At 38.4% G+C, this 19,160-nt stretch carries 12 protein-coding genes and 1 pseudogene; 5 read left to right on the forward strand and 8 right to left on the reverse strand.

Annotation, left to right across the window (positions count from 1 at the left end):
• Positions 1 to 219: pseudogene (locus tag ACXITR_RS07685) on the forward strand (IS701 family transposase); the annotation flags it as partial.
• Between the two features lie 169 nt (positions 220 to 388).
• Here ACXITR_RS07685 and ACXITR_RS07690 read toward each other — a convergent pair.
• The 3 genes from ACXITR_RS07690 to psb28 all read right to left on the reverse strand — a co-directional run bounded on the left by ACXITR_RS07690 (position 389) and on the right by psb28 (position 10,235).
• A complete protein-coding gene (locus ACXITR_RS07690; protein WP_457996654.1) occupies positions 389 to 9,073 on the reverse strand; it encodes a cadherin-like domain-containing protein in 8,685 nt (2,894 codons plus the stop codon).
• Positions 9,074 to 9,307: 234 nt separating this feature from the next.
• Positions 9,308 to 9,814 carry a MogA/MoaB family molybdenum cofactor biosynthesis protein gene (locus ACXITR_RS07695; protein ID WP_457996655.1) on the reverse strand — a complete coding sequence of 169 codons (507 nt, stop codon included), beginning with the start codon at positions 9,812 to 9,814 and terminating at the stop codon, positions 9,308 to 9,310.
• An 85-nt stretch (positions 9,815 to 9,899) separates the two neighbouring features.
• Positions 9,900 to 10,235 (reverse strand): photosystem II reaction center protein Psb28, encoded by a 336-nt coding sequence (gene psb28 / locus ACXITR_RS07700; RefSeq protein WP_457996656.1) that lies wholly within the window; start codon positions 10,233 to 10,235, stop codon positions 9,900 to 9,902.
• A gap of 124 nt (positions 10,236 to 10,359) precedes the next feature.
• Between psb28 and ACXITR_RS07705 the strand changes: the two genes are divergently transcribed.
• Positions 10,360 to 11,862 carry a helicase C-terminal domain-containing protein gene (locus tag ACXITR_RS07705; protein ID WP_457996657.1) on the forward strand — a complete coding sequence of 501 codons (1,503 nt, stop codon included), beginning with the start codon at positions 10,360 to 10,362 and terminating at the stop codon, positions 11,860 to 11,862.
• 32 nt (positions 11,863 to 11,894) lie between these two features.
• Here the strand turns inward: ACXITR_RS07705 and ACXITR_RS07710 are convergent, their stop codons facing one another.
• The 4 genes from ACXITR_RS07710 to thiL form a co-directional block, all read right to left on the reverse strand.
• Entirely contained in the window at positions 11,895 to 13,283 is a 1,389-nt protein-coding gene (locus ACXITR_RS07710; RefSeq protein ID WP_457996658.1) for an NAD-binding protein, read from the reverse strand.
• A 6-nt stretch (positions 13,284 to 13,289) separates the two neighbouring features.
• Positions 13,290 to 14,627: an FADH(2)-oxidizing methylenetetrahydrofolate--tRNA-(uracil(54)-C(5))-methyltransferase TrmFO gene (trmFO, locus tag ACXITR_RS07715; protein ID WP_457996659.1), complete on the reverse strand. Its 1,338-nt coding sequence runs from the start codon at positions 14,625 to 14,627 to the stop codon at positions 13,290 to 13,292.
• Between the two features lie 39 nt (positions 14,628 to 14,666).
• A complete protein-coding gene (locus ACXITR_RS07720) occupies positions 14,667 to 15,047 on the reverse strand; it encodes a response regulator (protein ID WP_193799449.1) in 381 nt (126 codons plus the stop codon).
• Positions 15,048 to 15,119: 72 nt separating this feature from the next.
• Positions 15,120 to 16,121, reverse strand: a complete 1,002-nt coding sequence (gene thiL / locus ACXITR_RS07725; RefSeq protein WP_457996660.1) for a thiamine-phosphate kinase — start codon at positions 16,119 to 16,121, stop codon at positions 15,120 to 15,122.
• 81 nt (positions 16,122 to 16,202) lie between these two features.
• Here thiL and pflA point away from each other — a divergent pair, with 81 nt between their 5' ends.
• Entirely contained in the window at positions 16,203 to 16,931 is a 729-nt protein-coding gene (pflA, locus tag ACXITR_RS07730; RefSeq protein ID WP_457996661.1) for a pyruvate formate-lyase-activating protein, read from the forward strand.
• 326 nt (positions 16,932 to 17,257) lie between these two features.
• The gene (locus tag ACXITR_RS07735) at positions 17,258 to 17,683 is read left to right on the forward strand and encodes a DUF4278 domain-containing protein (RefSeq protein WP_457996662.1); all 426 of its coding nucleotides are present in this window, start codon (positions 17,258 to 17,260) and stop codon (positions 17,681 to 17,683) included.
• 2 nt (positions 17,684 to 17,685) lie between these two features.
• Here ACXITR_RS07735 and ACXITR_RS07740 read toward each other — a convergent pair whose 3' ends face one another.
• Positions 17,686 to 18,654, reverse strand: a complete 969-nt coding sequence (locus ACXITR_RS07740; RefSeq protein ID WP_457996663.1) for an aldo/keto reductase — start codon at positions 18,652 to 18,654, stop codon at positions 17,686 to 17,688.
• A 57-nt stretch (positions 18,655 to 18,711) separates the two neighbouring features.
• On the opposite strand from ACXITR_RS07740, the gene ACXITR_RS07745 reads away from it, so the two are divergent.
• Complete coding sequence (locus ACXITR_RS07745; protein ID WP_457996664.1) at positions 18,712 to 19,095, forward strand: thiol-disulfide oxidoreductase DCC family protein; 384 nt, start codon at positions 18,712 to 18,714, stop codon at positions 19,093 to 19,095.
• The last annotated feature ends 65 nt before the right edge of the window (positions 19,096 to 19,160 follow it).

The following is a 19,160-nucleotide window of genomic DNA, read 5'->3' on the forward strand; positions in this document are numbered from 1 at the left end:
AACTACGAATATTTTAAATATTTACACTTAGGATTAATTTCTGATATTAAAAGAAAATCTCTTCCTGAAATTTCTCGCATCGTTAATGTTTCTTCTCAAAGTTTACATCATTTTCTCACTTGTGCTGATTGGAATTTATGGGAATTAGAAAAAACTCGTTTGCACTCAATCTTAAATGTTTTTATTAATATTCCTATTACAATTATTGCTGGAGTATAGTAATAATTGTATGACGTATTTTCTGAGCGGATAAATTTATCCTTTTAAGATTCATTATCTCGGAAAGTGACAAAAGAGGGATAAAGTAAATAGGATATTGACACTTGTAATGCAATATTACGTTTAAGACTTTTTCAGCAGACCCTAAATACCACGATATCTGATGTCACTATATTACGACAATATTCTCATAAGTCATGGCTAAACCTCTCTTTAAAGCGGCAATTAGTACAGGTTCCGTTGCACCGTTACCATCCGAATCGAAGAATAAACCACCATTACTCGCATCATAGAAGAAACGATGATGTTCTGTTGTAGCTGATGAACCTATACTAAACTGATCTTCTAGTAATGTACCCACTGCTAAACCTCCCCCAAAGCCACTGGCAGAAATTTGAATGATGTCATCTATGACGTCAAAGTCGGTAATGCGGTTGCGTCCTTCACCGAAAGAATCAAAGCGGAATACGTCTCGCCCCGCACCTCCAGTCAAAGTGTTATTACCCATACCACCAATAAGAGTATCATTACCCCTACCGCCACGCAACACATCGTTACCAGCACCACCAATCAGGAGATTGTTGCCCGCAACACCATTTAGGTAGTTATTACCTCCCATACCCTGAAGAATGTTATCTTGGTTATTACCAATGATAACATTATCAAGGTCATTTCCCGTTCCTGAAACCGCATTTTCCGTTAATCTGAGGTTTTCTACATGATCTGGTAAGGTATAGTCAACGGTACTAAATATCGTGTCATTACCTCCATTTTCTTCCTCAATCACCACATCATTAACACTATTAACAAAGTAGCGATCATTTCCAGCACCGCCAATCATGGTATCACTACCACTACCACCAACCAACACATCGTTACCAGCACCACCAATCAGGAGATTGTTGCCTCCTCTGCCTTGAAGGTTGTTGTTGCCCATTCCACCGATTAAGACGTTATCTAAGTTATTATGCCCAAAAATAATTACTCCCCCTTGAAAATCACTGGCATCAATTGACTCAAAGTTTTTAACTGCCACTCTCCTTACAAAATTAGCACCACTAAATTGATTAGTGAGGGAGTTTAAATTAAAGATAATAGTTTGATTGGTATTGCCTCCTGTTAGTTGGAAAATATCCGAACCTTCTCCACCATCAAAAAAGTCTCCTTGTTGAAGATTAGCCACATCAACTTCAAACAAATCAAAGCCTGAAGTACCAATAAGATTGTCCACCCCACTGGTAGCAGTGAAAATCTCTGGTTTATTAATGATACCAATATTGAAGGTTTCAATTAACACCCCTCCCCCAGAGTCAGTGGTTTGTACTCGGATACTATAATTATTCTGGGTATCTGCATCAAATAAGGTATTACTGCGTAACTCATTACCGACAATAGCAAATAAACCGTTATCTGTATCCCCTTCCCCTGAAACAAGACTATAGGTAAAGGTATCCCCAAAGTCAATATCAAAGGTTTCAAAAGTACCTATCGTCGTGCCGATGGGTTGATCATCTTCAATGGTATTGTTATCAAGGTATAACAAAATAGGATCATCATTAACGCCATTCACAATAATCGTTACCGTTGCTAAATCGGTGGTATTTCCACTGGTGAGACTATAAGTAAAACTGTCTGTTTCTGTTTCTCCTGCTTTGAGAGTCTCAAATTGTCCATTAGGATTATAAGTAAATGTACCATCGGCATTAACGGTAATAATCGCCCCTGAAGCTAAAGTCACATCTTGCCCCACATTGGTATCTAAGCCTTCCACAGCAGTCACCGTTAAGCTACCGCCACCGATACTACTATCATTGGTGATCACATTCCCACTCAAGATATTATCTTCATCGGCATCAACACTGTCATCAACGGCAATGGCTAACACATTAATTACAGCGTTTTGTACCTTAGTGGCTAGGTTAGCACCCGTATTATTGTTCACAAAGGTAGCAAGATCAATTTGTCCTTGTAATAAATCAATATAATCCTCAGTAATACTTGTTTGAGCAACGGTTTGAGCTTTAAAAATATCCGTTGCACTACTAGCATTGAGAATGGCATCGTTAAAACCACCAGCAATGACTTGAGCAGATATGGGAATGGCACTGACTAAGGGTAAAAATTGTTGTTCTAGGGTGGTGTCTCCATTAGTAATAATACCACCTGTAGCGTATAAGATATTGGCGATTTGATCACTATCCCCTAAGTCTAAGTTACCGCTTTGAATTGCACCTAATAAGGCAGTTTTAAAGGCATTATTCCAAATTTTTGGGGTGATGGTGGGAGCATATAAAGCGACATTTTCGGCGATCGCATCCATGCCGTTAACAAGAGTTTGTATCGCAATCTGAGTGCTTAATACTTTTAAACCATCGGCTGAATCCATTTGAGCGGATTCGACGGGATTAAAGGTAGTTAAGTCCACATCAGGCAAACCGAGAGCGGTTTTAACAGCCGTTTCCGCTTCTTCGGGGGTCAAACCCACAGCCATTAATTCACTAATCAGGTTAGTTAAAGGAGTGATTACCGTTGAACCGGCAGGGGCTTTTAATGTATTGTTAAAGGCTTGTCCAGTAATGACATCTATGCCTCCGACTAAGACATATTGTCCTTCTTCTGGATCAATAACACCGTTACCATTGATGTCAAAAACGTTACTAATTTCTAATTGATAGTTACCTGCAGAATCGGTGGTGGTATAGGGTTCATCAGGGTCTAAAATACCATTTAAGTTAGCATCAAAGAATACCGTAGCATCGGCTATAGGTCCATCTAAACCTTTCCCTACTGAGGTTTTTGCCGTTGTACCGAATACCGCCCCACTATTGAGATTACTACCGAGGAAAGTTTGACTGGAGGTAGGTCCGAAAAAATTATTATTGCCACTGAAATAACGATTACCAGTAAAAACGGTTGTGTTATCAATATTGACAACGGCGGGGGAACTGGGTAAACCTTGATTATTAATTCTCCTTTGCTGATCAATAGCGGACTGAGTCATGGCAAAAATCGCTCCCCCATAACCGCTACCAAAAAAACCTGCTTGAGAGGAATAGGGTACTTTGGCTTCATTGTCTTTAAAGACGGAATTATTAGTAATAGTTAGATTACCAGTACGCATGAAGATTGCTCCCCCCATTCCTGCTCCCGTGTAGATGTTAGCTCCGAAGCCATTTTTTATGGGATAAGAGATTATTTTTCCGTTATTAACATTACTAATTGGGCTTCGTCCCGAACCATTAGTTCCAGCACTCCCCCTAGTTCCATCAAAACCACCAGATGCACCAAAACCTCCAATTCCACCCGCTCCACCATTACCACCATCACCACCACTACCAGCCCTGCCTCCAGAAACCGATGATCCCAAACCATCACCACCATTACCACCATTACCACCATTACCACCATAGCCTCCAGACGCACCAAAGCCGCCAAAGCCACCATTACCACCATTACCACCACGGCTACCATTCTCAGCACTAAATAGCACTCGATCAGAGAACGCATCTGTAACAACAGGACGACCATTAGCACCATTACTACCACTACCACCAAAGCCACCATTGCCACCAAAGCCACCATTACCACCATTACCACCAGACTTACCAGGAACACCAAAAGAGCTAGTAATTACAGGCTCACCATTACCCGCATTACCACCATTACCACCAAAGCCACCATTACCACCATCAACACCAAAAAATTCAGAATTACCACCAGATTGTCCTGTCAGACCGATACCAAGGTATTGACCATACCTCCAACTATTTTGATGTAAGATAGTCGGACCACCGATGGCTTTATTACCTTCAAAGGTGACATTATCGATGATGACATTACCATCATAAATAAACAATGCCCCCCCCATACCCGCAGAGCCTCCTATTCCTCCTGTAGCGACTCCACCTTTAAGGGTTAGGTTTTTGAAAGTGACATCGAGAATACCATTGCTTCCTTTATCGGTATGACTAGGATCACCCCCATAGACAAAGAAAATGGGTCGATCGCCTCCTCCTGAAAAATCTTCATTGGTAAAACCATCGTTATTGTTATCTCCACTAATGGTATAACCATTGCCATCAATGATCATGTCACTGTTAATCAGGGTTCTCATGCGAATCACATCGCTACTAAAGGCTAGACGCACATTGGTAGTGAGCTTAATAACATCTAATCCGGGGGTGTTATTGGCTTGTTCGATCGCCCAACTGAGGCTACCTACGGTATCCCCTAAACCATTGTCAGTAGCTTGTGTTACCAAAATGTCTGTTTCAGTAAGGGTAAATAGATTAGTGGCTGCCACACTCCCACCGTTACCATCAATGACGTTATAACTGAGGTTGACATCCCCAATATAATTGCTGTTGGGGGTAAAGGTATAAGTACCGTTGTTATTATTCGTGAGAGTGCCATTGGTAGCATTAAGGTTGCTAATGGATAGGGTGTCACCATCAACATCCGTAAAGCCCTGGAGCAAATTAGCAACGGAGATCGTATAAGGAGTATTTTTTTTACCCCATGGAAGATTAGCTTTTTTTCCTGTTAAAACTGGTGGATCATTGACATTGATAAGAGTAAACTTATTACTAGCCCCCAAACTACCACCTACACCATCAGTAACGTTGTAACTGAGGTGGACATCACCGAAATAATTAGGATTAGGAGTAAAGGTATAAGTACCATTATTATTATTGCGAATACTACCATTGGTGGCACTGAGATTAGTGACAGACATCCTGTCACCATCAACATCGATAAAACCTTGCAATAAGTCTGATGCACTAATGATGTAAGGAGTGTCTTCTGCACCATTAGGAAGGGAGACTTGAGGACCAACTAATCTTGGGGCATCATTAACGGGGGCGAGATTTAAGGTGCGAGTTACCGGAACTACCCCACCGTTACCATCCTCTAGGTTATAGTTTAGGGTGATGATACCGTTATAGTCAGCATCAGGAGTCCAAACATAATAGTTGTATTGATTTTGATAAACATTACGGGACAATTCCATACTGTCAAGCCCTACAGCCAGGTTGGCTACTCCTAAACGCAATGATTTATTTGCATCCACTGTACTTCTAGTAGCTGTTAGGTTACGGATCAGGATGAAGTCTCCATCAGGATCAGTGTAACCTGATAATAATAGTTCTCGACTAATGATAATTTTTTCATCTTCCAATCCATCAGGGATAGGTAGGGGAGTACTTGTTAACATTGGAGGAGTATTAACCGCAATTAGATTAAAACTATTCGTTGCCGTCAGACTACCACCTTGTCCATCGATTACCTGATAACTGAGATTTACTATTCCGTTATAGTTATTATTAGGGAAAAAAGTATAAATACCATTATTATCATCTACAAGAGTACCATTAGTGGCGGTGAGATTCGCAATAGAGAGGGTGTCACCATCCACATCGGTAAAACCTAGCAAAAGACTAGAGACGGTGATGGTGTAAGGGGTGTTTTGTATCCCACTGCGAAGAATTGCTTTACTTCCTGTTAACCTCGGATCATCATTCACCCCCGTGAGGTTAAAACTATTTGTTGCACTTACACTACCACCATTACCATCAATAACATCATAGGTGAAGTTAACTACACCATAGTAATCCGCATTGGGGTTAAAGGTATATGTACCATCGTTATTGTTAACGAAACTCCCTTGATTACTGCTGATATTAACGATCGAGAGGGTATCACCATCTTCATCCGTAAACCCTTGTAACAAATCAGACACATTGATATTGTAAGGAGTATCTTCTATACCATCGGCAAAAATAGCAGGAGTACCGCTTAAGACTGGAATATCATTAATGTCATTAATGGCAATCACGATTTCTTTTTCGTGGGATAAACCTCCTTGATCCGTTACCTTTACTTTAATGGTATAACTATCTTTAACTTCATAGTTGGGGACGGTGTTCAGACGTAACTCATTGCCGATAATAAAAAAGGCGTTGTTATCGGGATAAACTCCACTATTAACTAGGGTATAGCTAAAGAGATTATTCTCATCGGGATCAGTTGCTGTAAAAGTGCCTACTACTGTATTTACAGGCTGATTCTCGTCGATCGAACTGGGAGTAATGCTTAAATCGGTGGGGGCGCTATTGGGGATTGTTTCGTCCACATCGATGATGGTAATAATGAAGGTTTCTTCTATGTATAAACCTCCTTGATCCGTTGTTCTGACTCGAATCTCGTAACTATTTTGGGTTTCATAGTCGGGAGAACTGTTAATTTGTAGTTGATTCCCTAGGATGGAAAAGGCATTATTATCGGTGTCTCCTGTACCTGTCACCAAACTATAGGTAAAGGTATCTCCACTATCAGGATCAGTGGTATTAAAAATTCCTACCGTCGTGTTTTCGGCTACATTTTCGATAATTTCCGTAGCACTGAGAGTTAAAGCGGTGGGAGTTTCGTTCACATCACTGATATTAATAATCAGGGGTTGTTCATAGCTTAAACCCTCTTGATCTGTCGTTCTTACCCGAATGGTATAACTATTCTTGGTTTCATAGTCAGGGGATACATTAATGAACAGTTGATTCCCCACAATGGTAAAACTATTATTATTGAGAAATCCTAAACCTGTCACCAAACTATAGGTAAAGGTATCACCAATATCGGGATCTATGGTGTTAAAAGTACCGACAAGACTATTTGCTGGAACATTTTCTTCTATGATGTTGGGATTAATACTAATCCCCGTGGGTGGTTCATTAACATCGATAATGGTTATAGTAATCGGACTTTCATGATATAAGCCCCCTTGATCTGTGGTTCGTACTCGGATACTGTAACTATTTTGAGTTTCATAGTCAGGGGATACATTTATCCGCAGTTCATTGTCCACAATGGTAAACATACCATTATCCGTTGCACCTGTACCATTTACTAAACGATAGACAAAAGTATTATTCTTATCGGGATCGATCGTGCTAAAAGTGCCTATAGTAGTATTTACAGGGACGTTTTCTTCCACAGAATCATTACTCAAATTAAGAGCAGTGGGAACTTGATTGAGGTTGAGCTTAGAGATGAAAATATCATCACCTCCCGCACTATTGAAATTAGCCACCCCCGAACTCGGATCAAAATCCGCTGTTCCCTGGTATTCACCAGTAATATAGACATGACCATTGTTATCTACAGCAATATCAAGCCCTAGATTGGGGCCTGTTCCACGAGCGACAGCATAAGCTCCTCCAAAAGAACCATCACTATTGAGTTTCGACACAAAAGCATCTATTGATCCTTGACTGGTAAGGTTAAAAGTGCCACTACCCGGATCAAAATCTCCCGTTCCCGCAAAAGAACCAGTAGTATAAACACTGCCATTTTCATCAATGGTAATGCTATTACCCTGACTGCCATTAATTCCCCCTAATTGTTTAGCCCAGACAAAATCACCATTACTATTTAGTTTTGAGACAAAGGCATTATTATTAGTACCAAGACTGGTAAGGTTAAAAGTGCTAACCCCCGGATCAAAGTCCACTGTACCTCTGAAGCCACCGGTTATGTAAACATTACCATTGTCATCTACCTCAATGCCGTTAGCACCAGGTGTAACCAAAAATGGAATTTCTATAAAACTTTTTGCCCAGACAAAGTTACCATTATTATCTAATTTTGAGACAAAACTATTTCCATAAGTTCCAGTACTGGTAAGATTGAAAGTGCCAACCCCCGGATCAAAATCGACCGTACCCCTGAAAATTCCGGTGGTATAGATATTACCATCTTTATCTACCGTAATATCCTTAGCATAGCTACTATTAACTCCACCCATGCGCTTTGCCCAAACAAAGTCACCATTACTATCTAATTTCGAGACAAAAATATCCAAGTCAGTATTCTCCCCACTACTGGTTAAGTTAGCAGTACCACTGCCTGGATCAAAGTCCACTGTGCCATTCAAATATCCAGTTGTATAAACATTTCCACTTCCATCCACCGCCATAGCTGTAATACCAGCATAATTTAGTAGATCCGTTTCTCCAAGGGTTTTCACCCAAGCAAAATTACCATTACTATCTAGTTTTGAAATGTAAGTATTTATAAAAGGATTATTAGCTGTTACGGAATAAATACCATCACCCGGATCAAAGTCAACAGTACCAAAAAAAAGTCCAGCACTATAAACATTGCCACTGGTGTCAACCCCTAAGTCTATGCCTTGAATATTCCCCCCACTAAAATTTTTCGCCCAAGCTAAAGAACCATCATCATTAAATTTAGTGATAAAATTACTGAAGTTGGTTCCGTTGTCGTTGGCTGAAAGATTTGTGGTGCTACTACTGGGATCAAAGTCCACTGTACCCTTGAAAAAACCTGTAGCGTATATATTTCCATTAGCATCAACTGTAATAGCCTGTCCACTATCCTTTTCACTACCCCCGAAAGTTAACGCTTTTTCATAGGTTAGCCCTGATTGATAAGCCACATTAAGTTTATAGCTATCCTCTGTGCTTAAAGGGCTATTGGCAAGGCCATTTTTGCTCACCACAAGGCGATAGGTTCCATTATTAACAAAGGTATGGGTTAAGAAAGAAGCGTTATTTAACCCCGTATGCCCTATTTCAATGGTGTCAAAATTCCAATTTACGAGATTATTTGAGGAGTCATAGAGGAATAAGCTAGTATCGAAGTTATTATCATCTATATCAAAAATAAAGGTTTCGTTAGCTTTAACTGTAAAGGTGTAGGTGTCCACAGTTCCGCTTCCCATACCGTTTATGGATGTATGGAGATAACGGGTGGAAATATTTGTTCCATCTAACAGTTGAATGGAGTCATCGTAGTTGAGGGTAAAAAGGGAAAGGTCTAAATTGTAGTTAGCCATGTTTTAGAACTTGTTTGAAAAGTTTAGAAGTGAGTTAGATATTTTGAGATTGACGCTCAAATCTTCTCAGCATAATATAAATTATACTGGCGAAAATGATCATTTCACTGGTAGTTTGTAAAAATTCATAATCTTTACTCAATCTTCGATTGATAGTCTTGTCATTTCTTTTTTTTTGTCAGTTTTTTACTGACATATTCCACATCAAGACTTTTCAAACAGGTTCTTAGTTAATTATTCCTTTATTTTTAACTGAGAAATTAGGTGATTTAATTCTGGTAAAATTAGTTTGTCCATAGCTAGATTCACCGCATTACTAGATCCGGGTAAAGAAAAAATTATTTTATTTTTACAAACACCTGCGATCGCCCGTGAAACCATAGCCCGTGAGCCAATTTCTTGATAGGAAAGATAACGGAAAATTTCGCCGAACCCCGGTATTTTTTTCTCTAATAAACTATCGACAATGTCAAATGTATTATCCCTCGATGCTATCCCCGTTCCACCAGTTAAAATCAATACATCTATGATTTCCATCGTTAACAGATGGTTTGTCAACAATTTTATATCATTGCAATTATCTTTTATTATTTCGTAAAAATTGATATTATAATGACTATTTTTTAGTTTATTTAGAATTATTTTGCCACTTTTATCATTATCAAAAGTTCTAGTATCACTAATAGTGACCACAGCACAATTAGCAGTTATAAATGATTTATCTTCATGGGGAATGTTCATAAAACTAAGTGTACAAAATTAAAAAATATTATCTTTTTTAAATAACTAATTAGAGAACCTAACACTTAAAACATACCCCCATACCTTAAGACTTACTAAATCCTAACCCATGCTCTTCGGCATAACGTTCCATAAAGCGCATAAATCTTTCCCATTCTTCCACAGACTTCATGATATAGATAGCTTCGATGGCAACGGGTTCACCATTTACAAATTTACACTTAACTTCTCTAGTATTCAACTCTCCCTCTTCATCGGTTAAATACATACCTGTAACGGCTTGGGTATTACCCCCTTCTAAAATGGGTGATTGTTCAAAACGAAAAGTAGCAGTACCATTGCTACCATCACGGGAGCGTGTTATTTTTACATCAGGAATTGATTCCTCAATGATGCCTTTACTAAATTCTATTTGAGCCATATTAAAAATTTTCCTTTATATTTCTATTACTATAACCTTACTTATCATCTCACAGTCAAGGGCGATCGGCGTTAAAATTTAAGGGATAATTATAAAAATTTTCCTAAGAAATTTACCCCATAAGATGTTAGAAGCCCAAGTACACTCAGAATTACGCAACTTTTTGCGCTCCCTTAGCCCTTCTGATTGGGTACATCATCTCACCATGGGTAGAATGATAGCCCGTGGTTTGCGCCTAGGGCGATCGGCTATAATCCAGACAGGAGTTAGTCATGATACCTATAACTTAAGTTACCTAACCCCTGCCCTTATCTGGGATGAAACAGTTATTATCGTTGCCCCACAAGCGAATCAATCACAATTAATAGAGCAAGAAATTCCATTTTTACAGAAGAATTTAGGTACTAACAAATTAGTTTCTAATCACTTACTAACACAGCCACAGGATAGTAAATCTCTTATTATATTAGACCCTCAAAGTTGGTTAAAATATACTATTAATAATCATTGGTGTATTAACGCCCATACCATTATTGAAGAAGCAGATAAATTACCCCAATTTATCAATGAATACCTAACTATTTCTATGGATGTTTATGATTGGTTCAAATTACAAGAAGATAATGGTAAACATAAGAGCTATATTCAAAGCCAACTAGCAAAGCTCACTAAATCAGTTTTTAGTCATCCCATAAACCCTTATAACAGTTATTTATTAGAAACAAGAGAAAAATATATTATTCAAGAAATTATTTCAAAAGTAAAGCCTACAAATTCAAAGTTGTACCATAAACTTATTAAATTTAATGAACATTTTTTAAATGAAAAAAACTATATTAATTATGTAGAGATTAATCGCCCCAAAGGACAATTTACCATTAAATCATCTCCATTAGATTTTGCTGAAAATATCAAAAATATCTGGCAACAAAAATCAATTACCCTTATTGCTAACTATCTTAGTCCTGAAAAAGAAGCCATAGACTATGCAAAACAATTGGGTATTAATAACAATAACTATACCTGTCTCAAATTTTCTGCCCATGCCCCCAATGCCATCCTAAAACTATATTTTCCCGAAAAATTTCCCTTCCCCAATAGCCCCGAATTTCAAAATTCGGTTACCAAAGAGATTAGCGCCCTTGTTTCTAGTGCCAAAGTGAACCATCAACCCATTATAATTATCATTGAAGATGTGCCATTACAGGCTCAAATTACCTCTATTTTAGCGTCTCAATTTGGTTCAAGGGTCAAACTAAATGAGCTAGACTTTAGTAATAACACGGTGTTAGTATGCGGTATTAATTTTTGGTATCACCATCAAGAAAAATTTCCCTCACCCCAACTATTGATTATGGCCACTTTACCAATTCCCTCCTTAGAAAATCCTTTAGTAGCTTCCCAAGTAAATTATTATAAAAGTCAAAAAAAAGACTGGTTTCGTCTATATCTATTACCCCATGGTATTAAAACTTTACAACAATTGACGGTGTCAGTACGCAAAAATCAGGGGGTTTTGGCTTTGCTAGATAATCGGGTTAGTTTTCGCAGTTACGGTAATAGGGTGTTAAAGGCGCTCGAACCTTATGCGAAAATTAATTATGTAGATTTAAACTGGTTTAACTAGAAACGATATTGTAGCAACTCTAGTTTGAAAGACTATTTTCTTCTCCAAATAAACCAACTCTCAAATAAATTAAACTTTACCATAGAATACTTTTTAGTTATTCTTTCCTCTAATTCATCGACAACTTCCCTAATAAAATCATCACTAATAGATACCTTAAATAAAGCATTAATATTCTCATCTTGCTTCATTATCGTACTAACAATATTAACCAATAAATCCCCCTTATATCCCCAACAATGACAGCCCAAAATTTTCTTGCTTTTACTAATAATCAACTTAATAAAAACGTCTTTTTGTTCCAAATCAAAAGGTGATAGAAAACTTTTTTGAACGACAAAACTATTCGAACTATCTCCATATAAATTTCTTACCTGAGATTCACTGTAACCTACCCTAAAAACTCCCGAACTTATATTAATATGATAAGGAATAACATCATAATTAGCTTCGTTAAAATTCAAAAACAAAATATTATTAATAGCAATTTTTAACTCCTCACTAGCAATATTTAGATTACTATAACCTCCTAATAAACTACCAACACAATAGATATTATGATTATCAGTCTGTAACTTATTACTAACAAAGATATTAGTATTAATCGGATCAAATTTCGGTTGCTTTTTATTACTTAAATTATGGAAATTAAGAGCTACTCTTTTTTTTAATAAACTATCACTAATAATAATTTCCTGACACTCAATAGCTTTTTTTCCAGCCAAAATCCATTTACTATTATCAATATATTTAAACTGATTTACCTGATAATTTGTTAATATATTAACGCCCATTCCTTCTAGCTGACATTGAACTAAAAAAGCAATATCCGCATCTTCCCAAGGCAAAATATGTTTTTTTGTGGTTAATAAAGTGACTTTTTTTTGATGACGAATTAATAAACTGCTAATGTTAACGGCTATATCATCATCACCCACCACCACAAGATTCTCTGGCAAAGAATCTATATCCCATAGTTTGAAAATGTCATAACCAGTTAAATAATTAACCTCTTCAATACCTAACCAATTAGGATGTTGATGGTCATATAAAGGGGTTGTGAGAATATAACCATTAGCCATTAAAATATCTTCTTTTGTTTTAATAGCCGTTTGATTACTTTCTAAAATAAATTCAAAACCAGAGAAAATAATATCAACTTCTAGCTTTACTAATTCAGGTAATAACTTATGTTCAATTAGTAGTCTTTTTTGCTCTAAAATGTCTTGTCTATTATGAAAACTATGGGGTGATAAAAGCTCACTTTGTAACTGTTGAAATAAGTATTTTTCTCCGTTTTCTGTGGCAAAATCTACATCAATAATCAGAGCAACCCTTGCCCCAAAATTAGCGGCATATTTCGCTCCCCAAATAGCTTCTAAACTACCACCAATAAGGATTAAATCATATTTCAACTTCATAAAATATTATACTTGAGCTAATAAGGTATCAACCATATTTAAAGCCCTCTGTCCATAGGCTTGATAACGCTCTCGTTTATTTTTTATTTTTTTCTCAAAGGTGGGCAAAATACCGAAGTTAGGGGGCATGGGTTGAAAATGCTTGGCATCAGCCGAACTAATAAAATCGAATAATGCTCCCATCATTGTATAGGGAGATAATACCAATGGCTCTTGATTTTTATATACCCTAGCGGCGTTAGTACCGGCTAACCAACCCCCTGCACAGGCTGCGGTATAACCTTCGGTGCCGATTAGTTGCCCTGCGGCGAAGAGAGTGGGTTTAGTTTTAAATTGTAAACTAGCATGGAGGAGTTGAGGGGCATTGAGAAAGGTGTTTTTGTGCATTACTCCCATACGGACAAATTCAGCGTTTTCTAATCCGGGGATAAGACGAAATACTCTTTTTTGTTCACCCCAACGGAGGTTAGTTTGAAAGCCTACCATATTCCACAGTTGCCCTGCTTTGTCTTCTTGTCGCAGTTGTACTACGGCATAGGGGCGTTTATCTTTATTTTCCCTAAAGTCTCCGAGACGGGCATCAAATAAACCGATGGGTTTGAGGGGACCATATCGCATGGTTTCTTCTCCCCTTTGGGCTAATTCTTCGATGGGTAAACATCCTTCAAAAAAGTTGGAGGTTTCCCTGTCAAAGTCTTTTAATTCGGCTTGTTCGGCTTTCGATAATTCTTGCCAAAAGTGGATATACTGCTCTTTATTCATGGGGCAGTTGAGATAGGCGGCTTCTCCTTTGTCGTAGCGGGAGGCAAAAAAAGCGATGTCTTTGTTGATGGACTCACCGACGATGATGGGGCTGGCGGCATCAAAAAAGCTCATATATTCCATCCCTGTTATGCCTTGTAATTCGGTGGCTAATTTTTCGGTGGTGAGGGGGCCGGTGGCTAGAACAACGATGGTATCGGGGGGAATAGAGTTGATTTCCTCTCGTTTAAGGGTGATTAGGGGGTGATTATCGAGGGTTTGGGTCAAATCTTGACTAAATACTCCTCTATCCACGGCTAAAGCCCCTCCTGCGGGAACTTTATGTTTATCGGCGGTTTGGATAATGATGGAGTTGAGACGGCGTAATTCTTCGTGGAGTAGTCCTGCGGCTCTATCGGTGGCATCGGCTCCAAAGGAGTTACTACATACTAATTCGGCTAGGTGTTCGCTATGGTGTGCTGGGCTATGTTTGACAGGGCGCATTTCGTAGAGGGTAACGGGAATCCCTGCTTGGGCTATTTGCCATGTGGCTTCTGTTCCGGCTAAACCACCACCAATTACGATTATACCTTTTTGGCTCATTATACTTTTTGTAATCTTGTCTGTAGAGTTGATTTATTTTTATTTTACTTGTTTGAGCAAGTATTTGATAGTTTTGAGAAGTTGCATTTTGTCTTTGATAAATTCTTCTTTGACAATATAGGCATCTCCCCCTTGCTTTTGGGCCCAGTGGATGTCAAAGTCTTGATTTTTTGTGGAACAAAAGATGACGGGAACTTTTTTTGTGCTAGGATTTTCTTTAATCCATCTACAAAGTTCGTACCCATTCATTTCGGGCATGACTACGTCGGTGATCACAAGGTTAAATTTTTCGGCTTTTAATACTTCGATCGCCTCTACCCCGTTGGTTGCTTCTGCTACTTGAATATTAAATTGTTTGAGTGTATCACAAATCACCTCTCGGGGAGCATGACTGTCATCAACTACTAAAATTTTAATCATGATTTGATCAATGATGAATAATGTAAGAAGAGTAGATCAATTAGAGAATCTGAGCCTTATGATTTATTATACCTAAAAATGGTTAAATATTTCGTTAACATCTAATAAGACTTCGGAATCTGGATTATTATTGTTTATCAAAATTACTTTTTTTTCTTCGGTAATTTCACCTATTCTTTTTATTTGTGTAATGCCGTTATTAATTAATTGTTGAGCTTTTTCGGGGGATAAACATAGTACCAATTCAAAGTCTTCCCCTCCAAATAGTGTCCACTTAAGGGCGGTTTTAGCATCGGTGATTTTAAGAATTTCTGGCGCAATGAAAATTTGATCTAGGTATATTCTCGCACCTCGATTACTTTGTTGACAAATTTGGATGATGGCATCGGCTAGTCCATCGCTACTATCCATCCCTGTGATGGGGTGACATTCATGGAGAAGGGGTAATAAATCGAGACGGGGTTGGGGTTGTTGGTGGGCAAGGATTAATTTTTGTCGGCTTTGCTCATCTATAGATTGATATTTGTCTTCAGATAAAAGGATTTCTAGCCCTGCCCGTGATAGTCCATGGTTTCCCGTAATTACGATAATATCCCCTGTTTTAGCGGTGTTTCTGAGGATTTTTTGCGGTGGGTTTACTTCTCCTAGGGCGGTAATGGCGATCGCGCAGCGCCACTTCGTGATCGCACTCACTGTTCCCCCAGTTAAATCTCCCCCAATAATAGTAGTATCAAATTGATCTAAACAATCTTTCATCCCCTCATAAAGAGACTCTACCCAACTCCAAGGGGTTTGAGGAGATAAAGAAAGGGCTACCGTAATGCCTAAAGGATAAGCCCCCATGGCTGCTAAGTCAGATAAATTCGCCGCTACACTACGCCAACCTACCATATACGGGGGAGTAGTGCGATCGCTAAAATGGACATTTTCCACCAACATATCGCTAGTAACCACCAACTGCTTACCCTCCGACACATCCAAAATTGCCCCATCATCCCCCACCAACCTAGGATGACAATATTTTTTCAATCGCCGTAATAACTCATGCTCCCCTAAATCTTTTATTAACTCCATGACCAAAATTTCTATAATAGAACTAGAAAAACCTTACTAATTGTCAGTTGCCCTCCAGTAATTGTCAATCCATTATTACCTATGAGCGCAGGCTTAATCCATTCCCTCGAAAGTTGTGGCACCGTTGACGGGCCAGGTATTCGCTTCGTAATCTTTACCCAAGGTTGCCCCCTCCGTTGCTTATACTGTCATAATCCAGACTGCCGACACCCAGAAGAAGGAAAAAAAATCACCGTCCCGGAATTAATCAGCGAAATCAAAAAATATCGCTCCTATTTCCAATACTCTGGCGGTGGAGTAACCGTTACAGGGGGAGAACCACTAATGCAACCGGAATTTGTCCAAGCAATCTTTGAAGAATGCCATAAAATCGGTATCCATACCACCCTTGACACCTCTGGTTATGTAACCCTCAACGCCGCCAAACCAGTGCTAGAACATACAGACTTAGTGCTATTGGACATTAAATCCTATAATCCCGATACCTATCGCACCGTAACAAGTGTATCCTTAGAGCCTACCCTAAATTTTGCCAAGTACCTAGCCGAAATTAACAAACCCACTTGGATTCGTTTTGTTTTAGTACCCGGGTTAACCGATAGCGAAGACAATGTTTTAGGGTTAGCAAAATTTGTTTCTCAACTCAAAAATGTAGAAAAAGTTGAAATATTACCATTTCACAAAATGGGGGAATATAAATGGGAACAATTAGGCTTTGACTATAAACTGAAAAATACTGAACCCCCAACTCCAGAATTGATGGAAAAAGTAACAAAAATCTTTCAAAACTACAATTTATTGGTTAATTAGACTATTAAAATAAACAATCACTGAAAGTAAAGTTTATTGTCAGATTTAGCATTAAAAGTGTTTCCTGTTTACATAACCAATACCGCTTTTTAGTTGTAAACAAATTATATTAATTGTAACGATTGATACAGAAAAAATATATCTCATTTGAAAAATGCTACATTAAGTAGTGTGGAGAAAAAAAATATCTCCCGTGACAACGAGTCAATATGATTAGTCGTGCTAAAACTCCATAGAAATAAGCACCCAAGATAACATCTCATCAGCACAAGGATGATTTTGGTTAATGAGTGGATAAAAATAAATTTAAAAAGAGGTATAAATAAATGAAAATGTCTTATAGAGGAAATGAACATACACCCAGTGAAACATCATTCCTAGAAGTAAAAGAAGCAGATATATTAGGTAAATATAGAGGTATAGAATGTCGTCGAAAACTACCTAGACATATTCCTCACCTACAACCCAAAATTTTCTTAAAATATCGTGGCATCGATTACAATAGTAATCCCAATGCACAACCCTACTTCATTCCCCTTCAAAATGAAGCAAAAGAAAAAGAATGTCTCCCCACTGTAAATGTTGTCAGTGAAGAAACAAAATGTAATTTAGCTACCATTCATCAGGCTAATTTACGCCGTAACTTAGAGCGTCGTATGGAAATCGCTTATATGAATGAAAACTACCATTTATTGGCCCTGTTGAAAAAAGAAGCGGATGCCCTCGATGAAAAACATGGGGTGCAATGTTAATTTTAGGTATTTAGCCAAGGTTGGGTAATTTCTTCTAGTTGTGCCACCTCATCTGTGGTTAAACTCCACCCCAAAGCGCCTGTGTTATCCTGGGCTTGTTTTGCATTTTTTGCCCCCGGAATAGGAATTACATTATCCTGTGCCATTAACCAATTGAGGGATACTTGGGCGGGAGTTTTTTGATATTTTTCCCCTAGTTGTTTTAGAAATTCCAATACAGGGGTAATTTTACTTAAACCACTGGCATTAAATCGAGAGTCTAATTTTCTCGCTCCTTCGGGTTTAGGGGCGCTCTCAAGGCTATATTTTCCTGTGAGTAATCCTTGGGCAAGGGGGCTATAGGCAAGGATGGTAACACCTAAATCTTGGGCTGTTTTGAGGATGCCTTTGGCTTCAATTTTACGGGTGATAAGGGAATATTTGACCTGATTTACGGCGAGGGGAATGTTTCTTTTTGCCAGAATATCCTTTGCTTTTTTCATTTCTTCGGAGGAATAGTTACTAACTCCGATCGCCCCTATCCTACCTTTTTGTACCTCATCTGCCAAGGCATTCATCAAGGTTTCTTGACCCATGAGCATAAAAGGCCAATGGACTTGATAGAGGGGAATATAATCCATTTGGAGGTTTTTGAGACTTTGGGTAAGCGCATCGGCAACACTACCGCCAAATAAACGCCAAGGCAAGGGAGCGTATTTAGTAGCAATATCAATTTTTTTGTCTGTATCTTGACAAAATTCCCCCAATAGTTGCTCAGATTTACCACTTCCATAAACTTCAGCGGTATCAAAGAAAGTTACCCCCCCCGCAACGGAGGCTTTAAAGGCTTCCTCAATGTCATTTTTTCCATAGGTTTTACCATAGTCCCAGAAAAAAGAGTCTCCCCATGCCCAAGTGCCAATCCCTAGGGCAGATACTTCTATGTCAGTATTTCCCAGCTTTTTGGTTTGCGTGATGTTGTCGGTAGTCATGGATAATTAGTAATATTAAGTTTTATTGCGATTTATCAAAAATTATAACAAATGGCTATGAAATACCATGTCATCTATGACGGCAACTGCAATCTTTGCGTAAATCTGGTGCAGTTATTAGAGAGTTTTGATCGGGGGAAGTCTTTTGTATATACTCCCATGCAGAATGAAGAAGTTTTGGAGTCTGTACAAGTAACCGCCTGTGATTGTGAGAAAGGAATGATTTTAATTAATCCAGAAACGAATCAACGATGGCAGGGTAGCGATGCGGCGGAAGAAATTGCTCGAGTTTTGCCCTCTGGTGGTTGGTTTGTCAATATATATCAAGGTTTGCCCTTTGCTAAGGATACGGGCGATCGCCTTTACGCCATGATTAGAGATAATCGTTATCAGCTATTCGGTAAAAGACTAGAAACCTACCGTTCTCAATATCAGCCTTAAGGGGGATAATAATTAGACTACTTTCTTCAAATCATTATTATGCTACGCAATGCCTAATTATTAAT

This window comes from Cyanobacterium sp., from assembly GCF_054166785.1.